The sequence below is a fragment of the Pseudomonas sp. JAI111 genome (assembly GCF_024809425.1).
Classification (GTDB): Bacteria; Pseudomonadota; Gammaproteobacteria; order Pseudomonadales; family Pseudomonadaceae; genus Aquipseudomonas.
Window position 1 is genome coordinate 423,492 of the sequence record NZ_JANUCB010000002.1, and the last position, 20,054, is coordinate 443,545.

23 protein-coding genes and 1 pseudogene are annotated in these 20,054 nt (G+C 57.5%); 16 read left to right on the forward strand and 8 right to left on the reverse strand.

All coding sequences use genetic code 11. The annotated features are described in order from the left end of the window. Positions 1-75: 75 nt before the first annotated feature. From HNR03_RS09590 to HNR03_RS09615, 6 genes and pseudogenes are all read left to right on the forward strand, one after another. Positions 76-789 carry an HNH endonuclease signature motif containing protein gene (locus HNR03_RS09590; protein ID WP_259153022.1) on the forward strand — a complete coding sequence of 238 codons (714 nt, stop codon included), beginning with the start codon at positions 76-78 and terminating at the stop codon, positions 787-789. A 182-nt stretch (positions 790-971) separates the two neighbouring features. Next, positions 972-2,162, forward strand: coding sequence for an S-type pyocin domain-containing protein (locus HNR03_RS09595; protein WP_259153023.1), 1,191 nt, complete (start codon positions 972-974; stop codon positions 2,160-2,162). A 10-nt stretch (positions 2,163-2,172) separates the two neighbouring features. Next, the gene (locus HNR03_RS09600; RefSeq protein WP_259153025.1) at positions 2,173-2,424 is read left to right on the forward strand and encodes a pyocin S6 family toxin immunity protein; all 252 of its coding nucleotides are present in this window, start codon (positions 2,173-2,175) and stop codon (positions 2,422-2,424) included. 50 nt (positions 2,425-2,474) lie between these two features. Further along, positions 2,475-3,331 (forward strand): annotated as a pseudogene (locus tag HNR03_RS09605) (colicin E3/pyocin S6 family cytotoxin); the annotation flags it as partial. After that, on the forward strand, positions 3,328-3,555 hold the full coding sequence (locus tag HNR03_RS09610; protein ID WP_259153027.1) for a hypothetical protein: 228 nt from the start codon (positions 3,328-3,330) through the stop codon (positions 3,553-3,555). The pseudogene HNR03_RS09605 and the gene HNR03_RS09610, both read left to right, overlap by 4 nt. Positions 3,556-3,651: 96 nt before the next feature. Further along, complete coding sequence (locus tag HNR03_RS09615) at positions 3,652-4,641, forward strand: hypothetical protein (RefSeq protein WP_259153029.1); 990 nt, start codon at positions 3,652-3,654, stop codon at positions 4,639-4,641. A gap of 7 nt (positions 4,642-4,648) precedes the next feature. Here the strand turns inward: HNR03_RS09615 and HNR03_RS09620 are convergent, their stop codons facing one another. The 3 genes from HNR03_RS09620 to HNR03_RS09630 all read right to left on the reverse strand — a co-directional run bounded on the left by HNR03_RS09620 (position 4,649) and on the right by HNR03_RS09630 (position 7,932). After that, complete coding sequence (locus HNR03_RS09620) at positions 4,649-5,812, reverse strand: hypothetical protein (RefSeq protein ID WP_259153037.1); 1,164 nt, start codon at positions 5,810-5,812, stop codon at positions 4,649-4,651. Positions 5,813-5,838: 26 nt separating this feature from the next. After that, positions 5,839-7,005: a hypothetical protein gene (locus HNR03_RS09625; protein ID WP_259153039.1), complete on the reverse strand. Its 1,167-nt coding sequence runs from the start codon at positions 7,003-7,005 to the stop codon at positions 5,839-5,841. A gap of 111 nt (positions 7,006-7,116) precedes the next feature. After that, entirely contained in the window at positions 7,117-7,932 is an 816-nt protein-coding gene (locus tag HNR03_RS09630; protein ID WP_259153041.1) for a sulfite exporter TauE/SafE family protein, read from the reverse strand. 112 nt (positions 7,933-8,044) lie between these two features. Between HNR03_RS09630 and HNR03_RS09635 the strand changes: the two genes are divergently transcribed. The 3 genes from HNR03_RS09635 to HNR03_RS09645 all read left to right on the forward strand — a co-directional run bounded on the left by HNR03_RS09635 (position 8,045) and on the right by HNR03_RS09645 (position 9,507). After that, entirely contained in the window at positions 8,045-8,812 is a 768-nt protein-coding gene (locus tag HNR03_RS09635; protein WP_259153043.1) for a helix-turn-helix transcriptional regulator, read from the forward strand. Positions 8,813-8,905: 93 nt separating this feature from the next. After that, positions 8,906-9,223: a helix-turn-helix transcriptional regulator gene (locus tag HNR03_RS09640; RefSeq protein WP_222588093.1), complete on the forward strand. Its 318-nt coding sequence runs from the start codon at positions 8,906-8,908 to the stop codon at positions 9,221-9,223. A gap of 11 nt (positions 9,224-9,234) precedes the next feature. Continuing rightward, on the forward strand, positions 9,235-9,507 hold the full coding sequence (locus tag HNR03_RS09645) for a helix-turn-helix domain-containing protein (RefSeq protein ID WP_259153044.1): 273 nt from the start codon (positions 9,235-9,237) through the stop codon (positions 9,505-9,507). Here the strand turns inward: HNR03_RS09645 and HNR03_RS09650 are convergent. Beyond that, positions 9,495-10,556, reverse strand: a complete 1,062-nt coding sequence (locus tag HNR03_RS09650) for an MBL fold metallo-hydrolase (protein WP_259153045.1) — start codon at positions 10,554-10,556, stop codon at positions 9,495-9,497. The two genes, HNR03_RS09645 and HNR03_RS09650, sit on opposite strands and share 13 nt — an antisense overlap. 214 nt (positions 10,557-10,770) lie before the next feature. Here HNR03_RS09650 and HNR03_RS09655 point away from each other — a divergent pair, with 214 nt between their 5' ends. Together HNR03_RS09655 and HNR03_RS09660 are read left to right on the forward strand one after the other, a co-directional pair. Further along, on the forward strand, positions 10,771-11,379 hold the full coding sequence (locus HNR03_RS09655; RefSeq protein ID WP_222588095.1) for a TetR/AcrR family transcriptional regulator: 609 nt from the start codon (positions 10,771-10,773) through the stop codon (positions 11,377-11,379). Between the two features lie 140 nt (positions 11,380-11,519). Next, positions 11,520-12,059: a DUF1003 domain-containing protein gene (locus HNR03_RS09660; protein ID WP_222588096.1), complete on the forward strand. Its 540-nt coding sequence runs from the start codon at positions 11,520-11,522 to the stop codon at positions 12,057-12,059. A 7-nt stretch (positions 12,060-12,066) separates the two neighbouring features. Here the strand turns inward: HNR03_RS09660 and HNR03_RS09665 are convergent, their stop codons facing one another. Further along, on the reverse strand, positions 12,067-13,008 hold the full coding sequence (locus HNR03_RS09665) for a LysR family transcriptional regulator (protein WP_259153048.1): 942 nt from the start codon (positions 13,006-13,008) through the stop codon (positions 12,067-12,069). Positions 13,009-13,023: 15 nt separating this feature from the next. Here HNR03_RS09665 and HNR03_RS09670 point away from each other — a divergent pair, with 15 nt between their 5' ends. After that, the gene (locus tag HNR03_RS09670; RefSeq protein WP_259153049.1) at positions 13,024-13,731 is read left to right on the forward strand and encodes a CTP synthase; all 708 of its coding nucleotides are present in this window, start codon (positions 13,024-13,026) and stop codon (positions 13,729-13,731) included. Beyond that, entirely contained in the window at positions 13,728-14,057 is a 330-nt protein-coding gene (locus HNR03_RS09675; RefSeq protein WP_259153051.1) for an antibiotic biosynthesis monooxygenase, read from the forward strand. The genes HNR03_RS09670 and HNR03_RS09675 overlap by 4 nt, the downstream gene beginning before the upstream one ends. A 122-nt stretch (positions 14,058-14,179) precedes the next feature. On the opposite strand, the gene HNR03_RS09680 is transcribed toward HNR03_RS09675, so the two are convergent. Then, on the reverse strand, positions 14,180-14,506 hold the full coding sequence (locus tag HNR03_RS09680; RefSeq protein ID WP_259153052.1) for a DUF2025 family protein: 327 nt from the start codon (positions 14,504-14,506) through the stop codon (positions 14,180-14,182). 236 nt (positions 14,507-14,742) lie between these two features. On the opposite strand from HNR03_RS09680, the gene HNR03_RS09685 reads away from it, so the two are divergent. Both HNR03_RS09685 and HNR03_RS09690 read left to right on the forward strand, forming a co-directional pair. Further along, complete coding sequence (locus tag HNR03_RS09685) at positions 14,743-15,870, forward strand: glycerophosphodiester phosphodiesterase (protein ID WP_259153053.1); 1,128 nt, start codon at positions 14,743-14,745, stop codon at positions 15,868-15,870. Between the two features lie 163 nt (positions 15,871-16,033). Beyond that, positions 16,034-16,339, forward strand: a complete 306-nt coding sequence (locus HNR03_RS09690) for a PepSY domain-containing protein (protein ID WP_259153054.1) — start codon at positions 16,034-16,036, stop codon at positions 16,337-16,339. A gap of 91 nt (positions 16,340-16,430) precedes the next feature. On the opposite strand, the gene HNR03_RS09695 is transcribed toward HNR03_RS09690, so the two are convergent. Both HNR03_RS09695 and HNR03_RS09700 read right to left on the reverse strand, forming a co-directional pair. Beyond that, positions 16,431-16,871, reverse strand: coding sequence for a hypothetical protein (locus HNR03_RS09695; protein ID WP_259153055.1), 441 nt, complete (start codon positions 16,869-16,871; stop codon positions 16,431-16,433). Between the two features lie 111 nt (positions 16,872-16,982). Next, complete coding sequence (locus HNR03_RS09700; protein ID WP_259153056.1) at positions 16,983-18,605, reverse strand: methyl-accepting chemotaxis protein; 1,623 nt, start codon at positions 18,603-18,605, stop codon at positions 16,983-16,985. A gap of 264 nt (positions 18,606-18,869) precedes the next feature. On the opposite strand from HNR03_RS09700, the gene HNR03_RS09705 reads away from it, so the two are divergent. After that, positions 18,870-19,892 (forward strand): transporter, encoded by a 1,023-nt coding sequence (locus HNR03_RS09705; RefSeq protein WP_222588104.1) that lies wholly within the window; start codon positions 18,870-18,872, stop codon positions 19,890-19,892. Positions 19,893-20,054: the final 162 nt, after the last annotated feature.

Here is a 20,054-nt window from a genome sequence, read left to right on the forward strand (position 1 = left end):
TTCTGTAGGAATTTTCGTAGACAGGCGTAATGGCCACTCAGTATCGTCCGAGGGTTTTCAACCCTCGGCGATTGTATGGATACGGAAAAGAGCAATAGCGATTGGACTGACATTGAGATTCAGGCTGCGGTTGACGCCTATCTCAGCATGCTGTCCCGCGAGCAGAGTGGTCAGAAAGTCGTTAAGACTGAGGAGAACCGCATCTTGCGTGAGGGAGCCTTAGCCGGTCGGACCAAAGGGTCGGTTGAGTTTCGAATGCAGAACATCTCTACCGTGCTGGAGGAGCTGGGTCGAGCTCGCATTGCGGGATACAAACCCGCCAAGAATGTCGGCGCGAATGTTGCGCGCAGCATTCGTGAAGCGCTGAACGCGCCGAGTACTTTAACGCCGGAAGACTTTGCCCCGACCGCCGATGAGGCAACGCTGGAACAACGTGCAACCAAACTTGAAAAGCAACCACTCAAGGGCGAGCCGAAGGGGATTGTGAAACCACAACAAGTGCCGAGCTCGGGCAACTCTTTTGTACGCGATCCTGAGGTTAGAGCCTGGGTGCGGAAAGAGGCCAAGGGTATCTGCGAAGGTTGCGGAAAACCGGCGCCGTTTGAAAAGGACGGTAGGCCGTTTCTTGAGGTTCATCACGTTAAGCATTTGGCGCAGGAAGGTTCGGATCGCCCGAGCAATGCCGTGGCGCTGTGCCCGAATTGTCATCGCCGTTGTCACCATTCAAGTGATCGGGATGAGTTCACTGCTTCACTGTTTCAGAAGGTGGAACGGTTGAAGCTTGAGTGATTGAGCCTAGAAAACTTATGCGCACGAAGGCAGCGAGTCGTAAGGATTGCGCTGCCGTCCCAATAAAAAGAGAAAACGCTTAGAGTCATCCAGGACTCGTCCTACAGCCACGATCAGCCACGTTAGTTAACGTCGCGCTGCCCCTTTTCCGGGGCTGCCGATGGATAACGAAAGGATGATCAGTGACTGGCAACAAGGACATTCCGCGGATTCAGAACCCACCCTCCGGTGATGGGCATCACGTCACCTGCCGCTACATGACTGCCACTGAATTGGCCGAGCGGGACGCCAGACAAAAAGCCTATGAGGCCATGCTGGCCAGGCAAGAAGCTTTCGAACGGAGCCGTCAGGTCATCGCAGAAAAGCAAAGGCCCACTCAAGCCGGATGTGTCTTCGCCAAGTCCTGCAAGCTGCCGGACGCCATCATTGATTACTCGAATCCCTCAGGGATGGTGCCGACCGATAGCCTGAAAGACTACGGTGACGTGATTCTGCTGGGTGCTCGCGAAGCCAATGAATCAGGCGCTATACCACTAAAGAAGATCAGCGGCACAGCGATCCCTGTCGGTTTTGGCTCCCTCGCCCTGGCCGGCTCGGCATTCGCCGCTGCTCCCTTGGTCGCGGCGAGCGCCGTAACAGCAACGCTGGTTGGCCTTGTTGCGCTGGTCACACCATCGAGTCTGGGCGACAGCTCGCTTTACAGCGAAGACCAGCTCCGTGCACTCAAACAGGCACGCACCCGCGTTCGCCTGCGGGTCGAGCAACAGACTGACGGCAGCCTCAAAGGATATGGTTTCTACACCGGCAAAAATCGCGATTGGGAAATGGTTGATGTCGTGCAGTTCACATTGCGCGGCAGCCAGCAGGTGGCTGACCTGGGTGACGGCATTGAACTGATCTGGACACCGGCTGTAGATGGTTCCGACATCCTGGGCATCCCGGCGCTGGAGGCTGCACCACAAGCGCCGCATATCTGGGTTTACCCGCCGACGAAAGCGGCTGACAGCATCATTGTGAACCCGGTGTATCCGCCGGAGTACAAGGATTTCATTCTTGTGTTTCCGGCTGATTCCGGGATTAGGCCGGTATACATTGTTCTCAGTCAAACCAGTGATCATTCGTATTATGACCACCCGAAAACGCTTCCCGCATTCCCAGATACAACCCGCGTAAAGTCGAAGTCATCTGTTCAAGGGGGAGGAAGGAAGCGCGCTCGTTGGGTTGACCGTAAGGGGCGAATCTATGAATGGGACTACAAAAGTAATGCTGTGGAAAAATACGACAAACTCGGAATCCATTTAGGCGAGTTCAACCACATCACAGGCGACCAAACAAAACCTGCGAAACCAGGCAGAAAAACCTCAAGAAATTAAGGATTACAGCATGCGCTACCTTTTAATAACTGGCTTTTATCCGGATGACAAGCAGGACGACTCCTTGCAGTTTGAGCTGGATATCGAAGGAAGTGAACTCAATGAGAAAGTTGCGCATTTGATTGAATCGAAGCCACTTAATGAAGTGGAACCAGGAGAGCTACTTTTAAACGAAGATCAGGTAATGGCACTATCAAGACTTCTGGGCATCAGTTTCCCAGAGGGTTTAGAGTACTTTATGGGGACTTGCTCCAAGCAATGAAACCCAATGTGACAACCCTCCGGTGATGGGCATGACGTCACCATCCGAACCTGATTCTGTTAGCTGCTCGCAAAGCGGACGAATCAGGTGCTGTGCCACTGAAGAAGATCAGTGGCACAGCGATTCCCGTCGGTCTGGGCTCCCTCGCCTTGGCCGGCTCGGCATTCGCCGCAGGCTCCGTCGCAGAAGCGCTGGTTGGCCTTGTTGCGCTGGTCACACCATCGAGTCTGGGCGACAGCTCGCTTTACAGCGAAGACCAACTCCGTTCGCTCAAACAGGCCCGCACCCGCGTTCGCCTGCGAGTCGAGCAACAGACTGACGGTAGCCTCAGGGATACGCTTTCTACACCGGCAAAAATCGCGATTGGGAAATGGTTGATGTCGCGCAGTTCACCTTGCGTGCCAGCCAGCAGGTGGCTGACCTGGGTGACGGCATTGAACTGATCTGGACACCGGCAGTGGATGGTTCCGACATCCTGGGCATTCCGGCGCTGGAGGCTGCCCCGCAAGCGCCGCAAATTTGGGTTTACCCGCCGACGAAAGCGGCTGACAGCATCATTGTGAATCCGGTGTATCCGCCGGAGTACAAGGATTTCATTCTTGTGTTTCCGGCTGATTCGGGGGTAAGGCCGGTCTATGTCGTTGTCAGTATTTCTCATCATTACTACCCGAAGCCACATACCTTGCCGGCCTTCCCGGATGCAAAATGGGCCCCTGGCAAAACCCGCATGAAGGGCGGGGGCCTACGTCCTCGTTGGAAGGATAAAAAAGGCACAATTTACGAATGGGACTTCCAGCACGGCGCAGTGGAGAAATACAACAAACGCGGAAAACACTTGGGCGAGTTTGATCACGCATCAGGCAATCAGACAAAACCTGCAGACCCAACGAGGACGGTAGAGCCATGAAGCACACGGTGATGGGTATCAATGAGGGAGACGACTTTGCTTCTTATGAGCACGTGCTTCCGATCAAAAGCGAGGAACTCGCGGTATTGATGGGCTGGAAGGATCAAGAGGACTACGTGTATGACTACCAATTGACGAAGGTGCAAATTACAGCCATTGAACAAGCCTGCTCGGTTTCGTTTCCATCCGATCTCATTCTTTTTTTAACCACCAGTCAAAATTGACGTGTGATGGGTTTACGGTGTGTTGAAAACATTCAGTGCAACCCACCCCGCCTCCCGCTATTAATACCCTTCCCCACTCAAGGACCCGAGCCCACCATGAAATTCGACCTCGCCTACTGCCTCAGTCTCGACGACAAGCTGTCGATCTATGACGTGCGGGATTTGAATTTCGACGAAACCATGGAGTTCGATTCCGCCAAAGAACACTTCCAATGTCCCAATGACGCATGCAGGGCGGCGTTCGATGCGGCGAATGTGTTGACCACGTTCAACGCCAAGAACGTCAATTACGTTCGCACCCCGCACTTCAAGAACACGCCCAGCACGCGGCATGTGGCGGATTGTCCTTATGCCAGTCTCAAGACGCCGGCGTCAGGTTTGGACGCGGACGGTGCGGAAACGGATGACAGTCGCGAGGAGCATTTCCCGTCGGAGTTGTTGCTGACTCGGCGTCAGTATGTGCGTAAGCCGTCGAACCCGGTGGTGGCAGCGGATGCGATGCGCGATGCCCCGCAAGCCGCTTCGGTGGACAGTCACACGGAGCAACCGAGTCGTGAAACAGCGCCGGACAAGACCAGTGTCTTCGCGCATCCGGTGGAATGTTTTGTCTCGAACTACGGAGACAAGGAGTTGCTCAAGCGCATGCCGCTGAAGATTGGCGAGCACACGGCGCCTTATGGGTCGTTCTTCAAGAAGATTGAATACCTGACGGACAACAAGGGGCTGATTTACTGGGGCAAGATCAAGGAGATCAGGGATTACACCCAGAGCTTTCGTATCGATTTCGAGCAGAAGGTCTGGTTCAAGCAGGCGGACGAGGCGAAGAAGAAGCCTTATTCGGTGAACGTTTACTTGAGCAAGAAGTTGATCGAGAACTACCGCAAGCGCAAAGCGTTCCTGGAAGAGATCAAGCACGCCATCGACAGCGAGGCCGAGTTGTATTGCTTCTTCTATGGCGTGACGCCGGAGTTGAAGCAGGTGCCAAGCAAGAAAAACCCCGAGCAGACGTTCGGGGTGTTCAGTGCGAATATTGAGAACCTGGATCACTTTATTATTCGGGAGGCGCCGGGGTTGGCGGATAAGTAATCCAGCGTCAGGGCAACTTCAATGCTATGTGGCCGGGGTGTTGTTTGATCACGTTGTACGGCAGGACGCTCCATTCCACGTTTCGGCACATGGCTTGGTTGTGAGCAAAGGAAGGCAGCAACTTGATGCCTTGGTCGGTGAAGTACCAGGCGGGGAATATCCACGGCTGCTCTTCAGCGTAGACGCAGCCATCATTACGGTCGGTCGTGGTGGTGACTTCCTCGGGATAGAGCGTACGCAATTGGCCTACCAGCCACGGTGCCAATTCTTTGGTGCGGTATTCGGAATAGGCGTGATCAGCATCATAGGAAGCCTTGTCGTCGAGCTGACTTAGTTCGAAATGTTGAGGTTCGCCCTGCCCTATCCAAAGCACATCTTCCAGCGCCAGGGTCTTTCCGGTCTTGGTATCGAGATTGAACGGCATGTCCCTCTCATCCGAATACGACCCGCCACAGTTGTACTCGGCCGTGATGTTCACGCTGATCACCGAGGGTGACATCCATAGCGGATCGGCTTTTTGGCTGTAGACGTACATGCCGGGCTGGGTGAGGCAGTCGTGAAAGCTGACGACTTGCTGCCACAATCGCCCCATTAATTGTTGATTGATGCGCTGAAGCTCTCCGGCGCTGTAACCCGAAACCACTTCAAACAACGACATCCCGGATTGCGGTTCGCTCCACCATCGCAGCGTGTAGCCCATGAAGTCTTGGGTCTGGCCTTGTTTGAGTTTCATGCCTTGCAGGCGAAGGTATTCGTATGGCGACTTGTCGTGAAGTTGAGCGAGAAAAGGCAAGGTTCCGGCAGGCACCGCCACAAGCCTGGCTTGCTGAAGTTCTATCCTCAGGACTTTGCCCTTGGGACTGGTCCATTCGCCAGACAAACCTTCTGCCTTGGGTCGCAGGCGAATGCTCGGGCGAGGTTCATCCTCGTCTTCGCCCTCCCCCAAGACAAGTTCCTGCCCCTCCTTCGTACCGCTGAGCATCAGGTCCTGACGATACTTTTGGTAGAAGTAACGGCCGTCACCGGAGCTGGGGTTCACTTCAAGCACAATCGGCGCTTTGCCCAAGGTTCCGGTGTAGACCTGCATGACGTTATCGGCCCAGAGATCATTAGAAAATATTGAGCACACCAATACGAAAACGCCGGTCAGGCGACACAATCCATTGAACATCAAATCCTCCTTGGGTAGATGCAGCCTTAGGGCAGTTGCAACGCCACGCCGCCGGGGTGTTGCTTGACGACGTTGTAGGGCAGAACGCTCCAGTCGACATACGCACACGGGGCCTCCGCGTGGGAGAAGTTGGGCCCTAGCTTGATTCCGTTTTCTGTGAAATACCAAGTGGGGAATTGCCAATGATCTTCTTCGTTGTAAGCGCAGTTCTCATCGCTACCGGGCAACATCTGATCGGGATAAAGCTCACGTAACTGCCCAACAAGCCAAGGCGCAAATTCTTTGCTGCGGTACTCGGAATACGCATTGAATGCGCCAGAGGACTGTTCGTTATTTCCCTCTTCGTAATGCAGAGGGCTGCCCCGGCCCACCCAGAGCACATCCTCAAGCGTCAGAGAATTACCAGACTTGGCATCCAGATTGATTGGAGCCTCACTGTTATCCGGGTGCGGGCCGCCACAGTTGACCTCAGTACTGACGTCCACGCTGATGACCGCAGGTGTAATCAACAACGGTTTGATCGTTTGGATATAGAACGCCCCTCCACTGCCGGCGAAGCATTCGTAATATCCCACTACTTCCTGCCACAAACGCCCCATCAATACCTGATTGATACGTTCGCGCGCTTCGGGGGTGTAGCCAGAAACAATCTCAAAAATCGTCAACTTTGTTTGCGGCTCGCTCCACCATTGCAGTGAGTAGCCATTGAACGTTTCGGTCTTTCCTCGTTTGAGTTGCACACCTTGAAGACGTCGATATTCGTAAGGCTCAGATTCATGGAGCTTAACCAAGTAAGGAAGAGTACTGGCAGGGATCACAGGCTGCTTGGCCTCCACCAGTTCTATCTTCAGCGTCTTGCCTTCGTCGTTGCTCCAATCTCCCCATAACCGGTTGGGCTCGATATGCAGACGAATTTTGGGCAGAGGTAGTTTGTCTCCGTAAGACTGTTCACCTTCATCGAGTACCAACATCTCTCCATTCTTAATGCCGTGGAGAGTCAAATCCTTGCGGTATTTTTGATAGAAGTAGCGACCGCTGATGTTTTCCGCGCTAGCAGTTTCCAATTCCATAACGATGGGCATCTTGCCCAGAGTGCCGGTGAAGACGCGTCTTCCGTCCTCGGCGTGGGCGGTAGCACCCAGCATAATTAGCAGCGCGGCCACTGGCGCCAGGCGTAGCAATCCTTTGAGCATCGTTCAATCCCTGAATAAGTCGGAGCAGCGCCGGACAGAGGATACGCGGCGCAAGCTTAGCGGCGCGGATTATGGCCGGGTTGCGCAGGGGAATCGAGGTCATTGCACGCTTTAACTCAGCATCATGCTGACCATCACCAACACCAGCAACCCAATATAAACCCTCGCATGGACCAGATCCGGTATCCGCCCAATCCACGGCGCAGCCAATCGAATCCCCACCAACGACCCCATCGTCAAAACCGCAAACGCCAGCAGATCCACATAACCCACAAACCACGTGCCCAGATCAAACTCGGCGAACGCCGCCATTGCCATGTATGTCGCTGTCCCGGCCAACGCCACCGGCAGGCTTAGCGGATTGGCCATGGACGTCGCGTGACTCATGCTCAACCCGCATCGCCGCAACAGTGGCACGGTCATGACGCTGCCGCCTACACCAAGAAACGTGGCAATCATGCCGATTCCTATACCGCCGCCAGACTGTTCTACCCTCCCCAATCGCCGTGGAATTGCAGTGTCGGACGCCGTCAGAAATCCGCGTCTGAACAGGCAATCCACGATGGTCACGGCCAGGTAGGCGATGAAGGCGTAACGAATCAGTTCGCCACTGACCCACGTCGCGGCCACGGCGCCGACCGTCGCGCCCAAGCCGATGAAGCCACCCAACGGCCACAGGTAATGGCGAATGAGATTACCTGCGCGGTGGTGTTTTCGGGTGGCGATCAGTGCGTTGGCGATCATTACGCAGGTCGAAGTCGCCACGGCGATGTGCATCGCCGATTGGCCGATCGGGTCATCGCTGCTGTGGCTGGCGGTTAACAAGCGGTACAGCAATGGCACCACAACGAAGCCGCCGCCGAAGCCAAACAGCACGGCGGTGATGCCGGTCATGCAGCCGAAAAATGCCAGCAATAGATAAAACATCGTGCGTCGTCCGTTGATTGAGAGCGCTCGACGATAGAACGAAGTGCCTTGGCCGGCTTCAGCAAGTCAGCCAATAATGTTCGTGTTTACGCCAATTGCCGGAAGCCGCTAGATGCGCAACGTTTCGATTGATCTGCTGGATGAAACACCCCGGCCCGTAGTGGCCATCGGCACGGACTATTCCCACGGGCATTTGTTGCCTCGTCATACACATCGGCGGGCACAACTCCTCTACGGAGCAACAGGCGTGATGCAGGTCAGCACGCACGACGGCGATTGGGTGGTGCCACCGCAACGGGCGGTGTGGATTCCGGCGGGTGTGGCGCATGAGGTAATGATGCTGGGGGTGAGCACGCGCAGTGTGTACATCGAACCGGGTGTGGTTGATCTGGGGGCGCGTTGCCAGGTCATCAGTGTGTCGCCGTTGATGCGGCACTTATTGATGGAGGCGGTGGAGATCTCGCTGGCGTATGACGAGGCCGGGCGCGATGGCGTGCTGATCGACTTGTTGCTGCATGAGCTGGTCCGCAGCACTCACTTGCCGCTGCATATTCCTCTACCGGTCGATGCGCGGTTGCTGGAGTTGTGCCAAGGGTTCTTGCAGCGTCCCGATGCTCATCAATCGCCGCAGCAATGGGCTGATCAATTGCACGTCAGCCTGCGCACGTTCAATCGGCTGTTTCGCCAACAGACGGAGCTGAGCTTCAGCCAATGGCGGCAACGGGCCTGCGTGATACTGGCCCTGGCCCGGTTAGCGGCGGGCGCCCCCGTGACGCGCATAGCCCTGGACTTCGGTTATGACAGCCCGGGGGCATTCTCGACCATGTTTCGCCGCGTGTTGGGACAGGCACCGTCCGTCTGGATGAACGCCACGAAATAGCAAAAATCAAAAATTGAGTTTGATCCGGGCGCAAAACAACTGTACAAAATCACAGTACTTTTTGGATTAGCACTCTCGAGCCCGGAGAACACCATGGCCTCTCTTGCGATGAAAATCACCCTGGAACGTATCGCCCTTTTCCAGTTCACCCCCGCCCACTGTGCCCAGGCCCGAGCGATGCTGGGTTGGAGTGTGGAAGAGCTTTCGCAGGAATCCGGTGTCTCCGTGGACGCCATTCAACGATTTGAGGCCGAGCGCGATGTGCTGGATGTCACGCGGCTGGCGTTGGCGTATCGGTTTGAATCGGAAGGTCTGGTGTTCTTCCCCGGTTTTGCGCCGGGTCGAGGAATGAATGTGCGAGGGTCGACGCCTGATCCGGTGGGTCGGGCGGACTATGCGATGGTCGAGTGAGGTGTCAGCTGATGAATGGATTCGATGAATACAACCGACGCGGTCATCCGTCTTCGGGGGATGCCGATGTGGGCGAGATGAGGGCCAAGGCCGAATGCCTGATGAAGGTCGGGATGCTCCTCGATACCGGTCAGCTGGATAAGGCTGAAGCGGCGAAAAGGCTTGGGCTGTTGTCGTCGGAGCTGGATGAAATTCTCGACGGTCACGTTAGCGATCTGACGGTGGCGAAGATCGTGGGCCGCTCCAGAGTGAGCGGCCCGGCGGCAGAGGATCAAGCGTTCTGAGCGGCGATCTGCTCACTTTCTTCTGCCACTCCTGACCACCAGGCGCTCCCCCGCTGCGGGTACATGACGTTGAACGCCTCGCCCATTTGCGGGGTGGTGATCGACACATTGCGCTCCCAGGCCAACGCCAGTATCCGGTCGAAGGGTTCATACCAAGCGTGCATCGACAGGTCGAAGGTGCCGTTGTGAATCGGCAATAACCAACGGCCTTTGAGGTCGATGTGCGCTTGCAGGGTTTGCTCGGGCTGCATGTGCACGTGAGGCCACTCGACGTTGTAGGCGCCGGTTTCCATGAGGGTCAGGTCGAACGGGCCGTGCTGTTCGCCGATGCGTTTGAAGCCGTCGAAATAACCGCTGTCGCCGCTGAAGAAGATCCGCGTGTCGCCGTCGATCATCACCCACGAAGCCCAGAGCGTGCTGTTGCCATCGAACAGGCCGCGCCCGGAAAAGTGTTGCGACGGCGTGGCGATGAACTGCATGCCGTCGACTTCGGTGTCCTGCCACCAATCCAGTTGGCGCACTTTGCTGGCGTCGATGCCCCACTTGATCAACGTGTCGCCCACACCCAGCGGGGTCAGGAAGTAGTTGGCCTTGTCCGCCAGTTTGAGCACCGCTTCATAGTCGAGGTGGTCGTAGTGATCGTGGGACAGGATCACCGCTTCAATCGGTGGCAATTGTTCCAGGCTGATTGGCGGCTGGTGGAAACGCTTCGGGCCGGCCCACTGCACCGGCGAGGCGCGCTCGGCGAAGACCGGGTCGGTGATCCAGAACTTGTCTCGCAATTTCAGCAGCACGGTGGAATGACCGAGTCGGTAAACGCTGTGGTTGGGAGCCGCGATCAACGCGGCTTGCGTCAAGGCTTGCACCGGCACAGGTGCTTTCGGGCGGGTGTCGCTCGGTTTGTGGAAGATCATGTTCCACATGATGCGCAACATCTTGCGAAAGCCTTCACGCTGCACGGGAGAATGGTTGCGAAAGAACCCTTCTACCTGACGGGACGCTTCAGGTGTGGGGGCAGCATTTTCCGTTGAGGACATTGACGTGGCCATAACTGAGTGACTCCAGAAAAACCGCAAATGGTGGTTTTCCACGGTGGGACAATAAATGGCCAAGGCACGCACGCATCAGCCGGAGACTCTATTCTTGACGGTGCAGGATTAACAAAACATTACACTGCACAGTGTAGTTTCAAGGTTGCATCAAACCCGTTCACAAGTAAACTACCAAGTGTAATTCTCCATTGCCTCCTGCCGAAGCGTACTTATGACAGCTCCACAGCGACTCACCGACCGTAAACGCGAAGCCATCATTCAGGCGGCGATTGCCGAATTCCGTGCCAACGGTTTCGACATCACCAGCATGGACAAGATCGCAGCCACCGCCGGCGTGTCGAAGCGCACGGTGTACAACCACTTCCCGAGCAAGGAAGAGTTGTTCGCCGAAATCCTCAATCAATTGTGGGCGCGGGTGACGGACGAGCAGGAAACCGCCTACCGCCACGATCAGCCACTGCGCGAGCAAATGCGCCTGATGTTGAAGGCAAAGTTGCAGATGCTGGGCGATGACAATTTTCTCGACCTGGCGCGGGTCGCGATTGCTGCCACCATCCATTCCCCCGAGCGCGCGCAGAACATGGTCGAGCGAATGGGCGAGCGTGAAGAAGGACTGACGGTGTGGATTCGCGCCGCTCAGGCCGACGGTCGCCTGAAACAGGTCGACCCACAATTTGCCGCGCAACAGATCCAGGGAATGCTCAAGTCCTTTGCGTTCTGGCCGCAGATTTCCATGGGACTGCCTCCACTGGCGGAGGAGATGCAGAACACCGTGGTGGAGTCGGCGCTGGACATGTTCCTGGCCTGCTACCAGTGCTGAATCCGGGTGCAAAAAATGACACGTTCTGCCTAGCCCATCCCCACCGGTCACTCTGAAAATAAACACTGAAATGTGTTTCAGAATGAAACTGGCGTGAGGGCTATAGTGACGCTATTTCCCAGCATCACGCAGAGAGCATCATGACCACCAAGCCTAAAGACACCACTGCCGCGGCTCCCGTCGATCACCTGCGCTTTCACCGCCCTCACGCGCACCTGGAACCTACGTTCGGCACTGACAAGTTTGCCTTGCGCGCCGAGGCGTTTGCGCGGTTCTTCGGTACGCCGACCTTTCTGGGCGCCCAGACGTTGATCGTGGCGCTCTGGATTTGCCTTAACGTTTTTGGCGTGACCCACTTCGACGTCTATCCATTCATCCTGCTCAACCTGGCGTTCAGCCTGCAAGCCGCGTATGCCGCCCCCCTGATTCTGCTGGCCCAGACCCGTCAGGCCGCGCGGGACAAAGCCCAGTCAGACGCCGACGCCTTGCACCGGGAATCCCTCGCGGTGGCCAATAGCGAACGCCAGGCACAAGCGGCGAAGAACACCGCGCAACTCATGGAATTGCTCGAACAAAACACCCGGTTGACGGAAATGACCAAGAGCCTGACTGAACGCATCGAAAGCCTGACCTCGGAAGTGCATCAACACGTGTTGAACCACGATCAGTCGAAGACTTAACAATCGGTCAAGGCAATCGAAGCGCCCGCCCCAATTCATCAAACAACGTCACCACCGAGCGCAACGCTCGGCAATCCGGGCGGGTCAGCAACCAGAGCGCGGTGTCGTATCCATGCAAAGGGCCGGTCAGTGGTTGCAGCTGGTCGCCGATCAAAAAGTCAGGTAACGCCGCGACACCCAGTCCGGCGCGCACCAGTTCGGTCACCGACAGCATGCTGTTGCAGCGATAACCGGGCGTCACGCCGGGGAATTGCTGACGCCGCCACGCCACGGTGGGATGGTCGGGCAGAAAGTCATCCGGCGCGATCCAGGTCAGCGACGCCAGGTCGTGCGCATCGACCGATTTCAGATACGCCGCGCTGGCGCAAACCCGGTAGGAAATATCCGCCAGACGTCGACCGACCAGATGCTCAGGCGGTGTGCGAGTCAGGCGCAACGCAATGTCGGCGTCGCGCCGGCTCAGATTGGCAAAGTCGTTGGAGGTGCTCAATTCGAGGGTCAGCGCCGGGTAGGACGGCATGAACTGCGCCAGCGCCGGTAACAGCAAACCTTGCAGAACCGAATCGGTGCAGGTCAGGCGCACCGTGCCGCTGATGACTTCACCGCCCTGCTCCACGCCAATACGCGCGGCGTCCAGCGCTTGTTCGGCGCGTTCCGCTTGCTCGGCCAGGGATTGCGCCAACGTGGTCGGCAGGTAACCGGCACGGCTTTTTTCGAACAGTTGCTGGCCCAGGCCGGCTTCCAGTCGGCGAACGGCGCGAAACACCGTCGACACGTCGACCTTCAATAGCGCTGAAGCCCTTGCCAGAGAGCCGCCGCGCACCAGGGCGAGGATCAGGGCCAGGTCGGGATAGTCCAGTCGATAGTGCGCGGGTGCATTGATCACTTGGGATAACGCCAATATTGATTGCGTGAACGCCAATCTATAGTGGGCATCAGGAATCAACAACCCCGGGGATCACTCATGGAAACCAGCGCAATCCGAATCGCCCTGATCGGTGATTACGACCCACAGATCACCGCCCATCAAGCCATACCCGTGGCGCTCGGCATGACGGCCGAACAGCTGAATCTGGATGTGCAATTTCAGTGGCTGGCCACCGATCACATCAACGCCGCCCCCCCTTTACAACACTTCGACGGTTTCTGGTGCGTGCCTGGCAGCCCTTATCGCGACATGGACGGCGCGTTGCGCGCGATCCGTTTTGCCCGTGAACGGCAGCGCCCGTTCCTCGGCACCTGTGGCGGGTTTCAACATGCGGTGCTTGAGTTCGCCCGAAACGTGTTGGGCTGGAAAGACGCCGAACACGGCGAAACCCATCCCGATGCAGCGCGCGCGTTGCTCACGCCATTGACCTGTTCACTGGTTGAGGCCGTGGACAGCATTCATCTGGTTGAAGGCTCGTTGATCGCCAAGGCGTACGAAAGCGCTGAAATCATCGAAGGATATCGCTGCCGCTACGGGGTTAATCCGCAGTTCGAGGGTGAGTTGTTGACCCAACAGCTGCGCGCCGTTGGCCACGATTCAGCCGGCGACTTGCGGGCGGTGGAACTCGATGGTCATCCGTTTTTCGTCGCCACGCTGTTCCAGCCTGAACGAGCAGCGCTCAAGGGCACCCTACCGCCGCTGGTGCGCGCGCTGATCGAAGCCTGCGCGAGACAGAAATTGTGATCGCCCCAACACCGGCAACACCTTATTACGCGGTGATCTTTACCTCGCTGCGCACCGAGGGTGATCAAGGTTACGCCGAGGCTGCTGAGCGCATGGTGGAGCTGGCTCGTCAGCAACCGGGGTTTCTGGGTGTGGAATCGGCTCGGGGCGAGGATGGCTTGGGGATTACTGTTTCCTATTGGGCCAGTGAGGCGGCGATTCTGGCGTGGAAGCATCATCCAGAGCACAGCGAAATTCGCGAGCGTGGGCGCTCGACGTGGTATTCGGCGTGTCATACGCGAGTGTGCAAGGTTGAGCGGGCGTATGCGTTCAAGGCAGTAAGATGATGCGGTGATGTTTAGGCCGCCATCGCTAGCAGGCTAGCTCCCACAGGGGTTATGTGTCGTTCACAAAAACCAGTGTGGGAGCCAGCCTGCTGGCGATGAGGCCAGCAAAGACACTACAAAACTCAGCCCCGCACCAGACTCCGAATCGCCGCAATCTCCGGCACTTCTCGCCGACTCATGTACACCCGCAACGGCTCGGTGATGTTGATCCGGTCATCGATATTCTGGTCCAGCAACAGTTGGATCAGCTCACGCTTGAGAGTCATGGCCTGCTCCGGTCCCGGTGCCCAGACAAACTCGTTGACAGGAATGATGCCGTCATCGGCGACGTCCATTCCGAAGGAATCTTCGCTGAAACGCACAATGTATTGGCCGGTCTTGCGATTGAGGCCGACGAAGCCTTTGAGTTGGTCGGCGGCCTGACAGATGAGTTCGGAAGTGATGCGCATATAAACCTCACAAAAAGGTCGTTAACGACCGGTGATCGATGGTTTACACGCAAGGAAAGCACTCGGATTTCCCTCTGCCGGGGAAACTGCCGACGCCAAGGGTACTGCAAAGAACCGCACAAAAGCGCTGGAAAAATCTGCTTTAAACACGTTTATGTCGGTCTGGCGATAGCGTAAGCGGCGCTCAGTTGTTAAAAGGTACGTCTTTGAAAATACATCGCGAAAGGAATTCGACCATGCCTGTTACCTTCACGAAAAGTGCCCTGCTGCTGAGCATGCTGCTCGGCCTCGGCCAGGCACAGGCTGCCAGCGAGCCAGGCCCGACTGCGCTGGCGACCCGTCTGGGCATCCCTCACCCGGCTGTCATTGCCCACCGCGGCGCATCGTTCGATGCACCGGAATCCACAGCCGCTTCCTACAAACTGGCCCGCGACCTGGGTGCCGACTACCTGGAAATGGACTTGCAACGCAGCAAGGATGGCGTGCTGTTTGCCCTGCACGACAACAACCTGCAACGCACCACCGATGTTGCGAGCAAATTCCCGGAGCGCAAGGACAGCCCGGCGAACGCGTTCACCATCGCCGAACTGAAAACCCTGGATGCCGGCAGCTGGTTCAACACCGCCTACCCGGACCGTGCCCGTCCCTCCTTCGTCGGCCTGAAGATTCTGACCCTCGACGAAATCATCGACATCGCCCGGGGCAATCCGCTGCACAAGCCTGGTCTGTACATCGAGACCAAGGAGCCCAAGCAATTCCCCGGCATCGAGCATGACCTCAAGGAAAAACTCCAGGATCGCGGCTGGTTGAGTCCGGCTGGCTCGAAACTGGCCAAAAGCGAGTTGGGGGTCGGCCAGGGCAAAGGCAAAGTCGTGCTGCAAACCTTCGAGAAGAGCAGCCTGGAACTGCTGCAAAAAGAAATGCCACAAGTGCCCAAGATCCTGTTGCTGTGGGTCGGCGAAGGCAGCATCGAGCCCAAATCCAAGGTGACGTTTGCCGAGTCCGGCGACAAGGACAAAGCGACCTACTACGCCAAGCAACAACCGAAGGACAAAGCCGAATTCCAGCAATGGATCGACTACGCCAAGGCCCAGGGCGCAATCGGCACCGGCCCTTCAGCCGCGCTGACCAAGGGTGGTGATCAGAGCTACTCCGACCTGGTGCAACCGTGGATGAACCAGTACACCCACGATCAGGGTCTGTTGGTGCACGCCTACACCATCGACGATGCCGTTGATTATCAGAAAGTCATGGACGCCGGTGTCGATGGCATCTTCACCAACCGCGCCAGTGAACTGTTGAAGTTCTACAAACGTCCGGCGGCGGGGACTGTCGCGCAGTTGTTGCAGAACAACGGGTACTGATCCAGAACCGAGGTGTGCCCATCGCGGGCAAGCCACGCTCCCACAGGGTCCATGTGGTCCTGTGGGCATCGGCTCGGCGGCGACGCCGGAGGAATTAAGGGTGAATTAAGTTGCCTTGGTTAACCTGATCCCACTTAAACGGATCACCCAAGGAAAGAACTTCATGAAAACCCTGACCGCCCTGTTCACTGTCGCCACCCTGACATTCACCGCTGGCCTGGCCCATGCAGATGTCCGCGTCGACCAGATCCCTGAACTGGTCAAGAGCGGCAAGATCAAGCCACTGGAAGAAATGAACCAGGCCGCGTTGAAACTGCACCCGGGTGCGACCATCACCGACACCGACCTGGACAACCACTTCAATGGCTATGAGTATGAAGTGGAACTGAAAACCGCTGACGGTAAAGAATTCGACGTGGACTTCGACGCCGCCACCGGCAAAGTCCTGAGCAACAAACAAGACGTCTGATGCACACAAAACAAAGCCGCGCGATCTTCGGATCGTGCGGCTTTTTTGCATTCAGCTCCTGATGAAGGGGATGACTTTCGGCCTTCGAGCATCAAGCCGTCGTGCTGACCAACGAACCCGATGTACTGGAACTGGACTCCTGCAACGCTTGCAACAACGCCGCCGTCGCCGTCTGCAATGAACCCGAGGTGGTCGCGATCTGCGACTGCGCCGCCGCTACGTCAGCCGCTTTGGCGTCAGCACTTTCCTGCTTGGCCTGGGCGGCTTGCAGTCGCTGCTGTTCCTCCTGCAATTGCTTTTGCAACTCGGCAATCTGCTTGCGCAGGGCTTTCACCGAATCGGATTCTTCGCTGCTGCTACTGGAGCTGCTGCCACCTGACGCGGGCGCGCCACCGGCAGCCACCTTGGTGCTGTCGGCAGACGCGGTGCCGGTTGCCGTGGTGGAAGTGTCGTCAGTTTTGTCACTGATCGTGGTTTTGCTGGTGGGCGTGGAGAGGGTTTGATTGATCGAGACGGAGCTGATGCTGACCATGGGATTGATCCAATAAGGGTTCAGGGTAATCCGGTCATCGACATCCGCTCAGCGGACTTGAGATCGACTGTGTACCGACTCGGTAAGCAAACCGGTACACAGCCATTGCCATCAGGCGCTCAGTCGCGATGTCACTTCATTCAACTGCCCCGACAAGCCGTGCAGATTGTGGCTGGCCGCTTCGGTGCGCCGCACGCTGTCCAGGTTGGTGCTGGCGATGCTGGTGATTTCGGTGAGGTTGCGCGAGATGTCTTCGGCCACCGAGGTTTGCTCTTCGGCGGCGGTGGCGATCTGGCGGTTCATGTCGCGAATGGCTTCCACGGCATGGGTGATCCGCTCCAGCATGGCGCCGGCCTGGGTCACTTGCTCGACGCTTTCTTCACTGCGCGACTGCCCGCTTTCAATGGCCTGGGCCGCATCGACTGCGCCGGTTTGTACGGTTTGAATAATCTGGTTGATCTCGATGATCGATGCTGCCGTGCGCTGGGCCAGGCTGCGTACTTCATCGGCAACCACCGCAAAACCACGCCCGGCTTCACCGGCACGTGCCGCTTCGATCGCCGCGTTGAGCGCCAGCAGGTTGGTTTGCTCGGCGATGCCGCGAATCACTTCCAGCACCTTGCCGATCCGCCCGCTGTCGGTTTCCAGTTGGCGAATGACCGTGGCGGTATTGGCGATTTCGCCACGCATCCGGGTAATGGTGTGAATGGTGCCCTGCATGACTTTTTCGCCTTGCTGGGCGGACTGGTCGGCATCGTCGGCAGCACGTGCCGCATCGGCGGCATGCCGCGCGACTTCCTGGGCGGTGGCGGACATTTCGTTCATCGCCGTGGCCACCTGATCGGTGCGGTTGAACTGATCGTTGGTGCCGCTGGCCATGAGGCTGGCGATGGCGTTCAGTTCACCGCTGGCGCTGTCCAGATCCTTGGTGCTGCGCTGCAAGCGGCTGAAGGTGTCGGCGAGGAAATCACGCAGGGTGTTAGCGGCTATCGCCAACTTGCCCAGCTCATCCTGACGGGTGCTGGCCACGCGATCGGCAAATTTGCCCTGGCTGAGTTGCGCGACGTATTCGATCAGCTTGCGAATCGGTTCAACCAGGTTGCGGTTGACCAGCCACAGGCTCAACAGGCCGATCAGCAAGCCCGAGGCGAGCATCACGATGGTTCCCAGCAGCACCGTGCGATCGGCGCTGGCACTGATCAGCTTCGATTGCTCGGTGCCCTGCTTGCGCAATTCACTGACCAGTTCGCTCATCTGATCGCTGGTTGCGCGGTCCACCCCTTTGACCGCCGTGTCACCCGCCGTTGGATCGGCACCCGCGGCCACGTACGCATCACGGCCCTTCTGGTAGGCAGCGCCCAACGAACGGTGTTCGTCACGCAGGCGTTCGATGCGGGTCTTGAGTTGCGAGTCGATCCCCTTCTGCCCGGCCAGCTCGCCAAGGATGCCCTGCACATCACGCTGGCGGTCTTCGAATTGCTTCCAGTATTTATCCAGATCCGCCGGTTGCTTGCCGCGCAGCAGGACGTTTTTCCATTCCTGGACCTGCACCTTGAATTGCAGGTTGGCCTCATCGATCAATTGGGAGGTGTGCAGCGGCCCGTCAATCAGATTCGCGTAGCTCTGGACACCGTTGGACAGGAAATGAAAGCAGGCCAGAGCGATCAACAACATCGCCAACAGGCTACCGCTCAACAAGGCGAGAATTTGTGCTCTCAGGGATTTTTGCAGCATCGAGTGATACTCACGACAGGGGTGGAACACGCCGAACAAAGCGTGAAAGGCATTCGGACATCCCTGTCTGCAACATTGGCTGGTGGCCACGGCCACATGCGTTGTGATCGGCGTACCAAAGCGGTTCTTGAGCTTAATCCGACCACCGGCAAAGCAATCGTTTGCGGCTATTTTTGTGTCACAAAAATGTCATCGAGCCTTGCGATGATGCGGCTCAAGTGAACCTGTAAAACCCGCGGCAGGCGCCTCTCCTTGCGAGCCCTCATGAACCACAGCATCGACCAAACCCATCGCGACACAGACCTGTTCGGTCTGCTCTACGGTTTCAGTTTTCGCCCGGGCGAGCGCGGTCGCGAGATCGATTCGGCCAAGGCGCTGCAATGCTTGCAACAACCGGACGACAGCGACGAATTCCTCTGGCTGCACCTCAACCTCGCGCATGCCGCCTGCGAGCGCTGGATGAAAAGCCACCTGGAACTGCCGGAAGAGTTTTTCGAAGCGCTGCATGAAGGCTCGCGCTCGACACGCATCGAGCATGTCGATTCGGCGTTGCTGGCGGTGGTCAACGACGTGGTGTTCAACCTCTCAAGCATGGTGTCGTCGGACGTCTCGACACTGTGGGTCTGTGCCCGCAGTCGGTTGATCATCAGCGCGCGCCTGCAACCGCTGCACTCGGTGGACAAGCTGCGTTCCTCGGTGAAAGCCGGCGAACGCTTTCGCTCACCGCTGGAGTTGCTGGTGCATTTGCTGCGCGATCAAGGCGAAGTGCTGACTCAGATCGTGCGCAAGACCAGCCTCAGCGTCGATCAGATTGAGGATGAGTTGCTGTCCTCGCGGCTGTCGACCAACCGCGCCGAGCTGGGCGCCAATCGTCGGGTGCTGGTGCGTTTGCAGCGGTTGTTGGCGCTGGAGCCGGGGTCGTTGTTGCGCCTGCTCAACCGGCCGCCGCAGTGGTTGCAGAAAGAGGACGTGAAGGAGCTGCGCAAGTCCACCGAGGAGTTTGCGCTGATCATCAACGACCTCACGGCGCTGGGTGAGCGGATCAAGCTGTTGCAGGAAGAAATCGCGGCCAACCTCAACGAACAAAGCAACCGCACGCTGTTCACCCTGACCGTGGTCACGGTGCTGGCGCTGCCGATCAACATCATCGCCGGTTTCTTCGGGATGAACGTGGGCGGGGTGCCACTGGCCGGAGATCCTGAGGGGTTCTGGATTCTGGTGGCACTGGTGGCGACGTTTACCCTGATCGCCGGGCGCTGGGCGTTTCGCAAGCGTCAGGATTATTGACCCTCCCCACGTGATCGTTCCCACGCTCCGCGTGGGCATGCATCCATTGACGCTCTGCGTCACATCCGGGAAGGGACGCAGAGCGTCCCGGGCGGCATTCCCACGCGGAGCGTGGGAACGATCATTCGGCCCTTAAAAAACCAAACCCTGACCTGACGCAAT

Excerpts from the sequence above, each read along its gene's own strand:
- HNR03_RS09590 (WP_259153022.1), top strand. The coding sequence starts at position 76 with ATGGATACGGAAAAGAGCAATAGCGATTGGACTGACATTGAGATTCAG.
- HNR03_RS09600 (WP_259153025.1), top strand. The coding sequence starts at position 2,173 with ATGCGCTACCTTTTAATAACTGGCTTTTATCCGGATGACAAGCAGGAC.
- HNR03_RS09610 (WP_259153027.1), top strand. The coding sequence starts at position 3,328 with ATGAAGCACACGGTGATGGGTATCAATGAGGGAGACGACTTTGCTTCT.
- HNR03_RS09615 (WP_259153029.1), top strand. The coding sequence starts at position 3,652 with ATGAAATTCGACCTCGCCTACTGCCTCAGTCTCGACGACAAGCTGTCG.
- HNR03_RS09620 (WP_259153037.1), bottom strand. The coding sequence starts at position 5,812 with ATGTTCAATGGATTGTGTCGCCTGACCGGCGTTTTCGTATTGGTGTGC.
- HNR03_RS09625 (WP_259153039.1), bottom strand. The coding sequence starts at position 7,005 with ATGCTCAAAGGATTGCTACGCCTGGCGCCAGTGGCCGCGCTGCTAATT.
- HNR03_RS09630 (WP_259153041.1), bottom strand. The coding sequence starts at position 7,932 with ATGTTTTATCTATTGCTGGCATTTTTCGGCTGCATGACCGGCATCACC.
- HNR03_RS09635 (WP_259153043.1), top strand. The coding sequence starts at position 8,045 with ATGCGCAACGTTTCGATTGATCTGCTGGATGAAACACCCCGGCCCGTA.
- HNR03_RS09640 (WP_222588093.1), top strand. The coding sequence starts at position 8,906 with ATGGCCTCTCTTGCGATGAAAATCACCCTGGAACGTATCGCCCTTTTC.
- HNR03_RS09645 (WP_259153044.1), top strand. The coding sequence starts at position 9,235 with ATGAATGGATTCGATGAATACAACCGACGCGGTCATCCGTCTTCGGGG.
- HNR03_RS09650 (WP_259153045.1), bottom strand. The coding sequence starts at position 10,556 with ATGGCCACGTCAATGTCCTCAACGGAAAATGCTGCCCCCACACCTGAA.
- HNR03_RS09655 (WP_222588095.1), top strand. The coding sequence starts at position 10,771 with ATGACAGCTCCACAGCGACTCACCGACCGTAAACGCGAAGCCATCATT.
- HNR03_RS09660 (WP_222588096.1), top strand. The coding sequence starts at position 11,520 with ATGACCACCAAGCCTAAAGACACCACTGCCGCGGCTCCCGTCGATCAC.
- HNR03_RS09670 (WP_259153049.1), top strand. The coding sequence starts at position 13,024 with ATGGAAACCAGCGCAATCCGAATCGCCCTGATCGGTGATTACGACCCA.
- HNR03_RS09680 (WP_259153052.1), bottom strand. The coding sequence starts at position 14,506 with ATGCGCATCACTTCCGAACTCATCTGTCAGGCCGCCGACCAACTCAAA.
- HNR03_RS09685 (WP_259153053.1), top strand. The coding sequence starts at position 14,743 with ATGCCTGTTACCTTCACGAAAAGTGCCCTGCTGCTGAGCATGCTGCTC.
- HNR03_RS09690 (WP_259153054.1), top strand. The coding sequence starts at position 16,034 with ATGAAAACCCTGACCGCCCTGTTCACTGTCGCCACCCTGACATTCACC.
- HNR03_RS09695 (WP_259153055.1), bottom strand. The coding sequence starts at position 16,871 with ATGGTCAGCATCAGCTCCGTCTCGATCAATCAAACCCTCTCCACGCCC.
- HNR03_RS09700 (WP_259153056.1), bottom strand. The coding sequence starts at position 18,605 with ATGCTGCAAAAATCCCTGAGAGCACAAATTCTCGCCTTGTTGAGCGGT.
- HNR03_RS09705 (WP_222588104.1), top strand. The coding sequence starts at position 18,870 with ATGAACCACAGCATCGACCAAACCCATCGCGACACAGACCTGTTCGGT.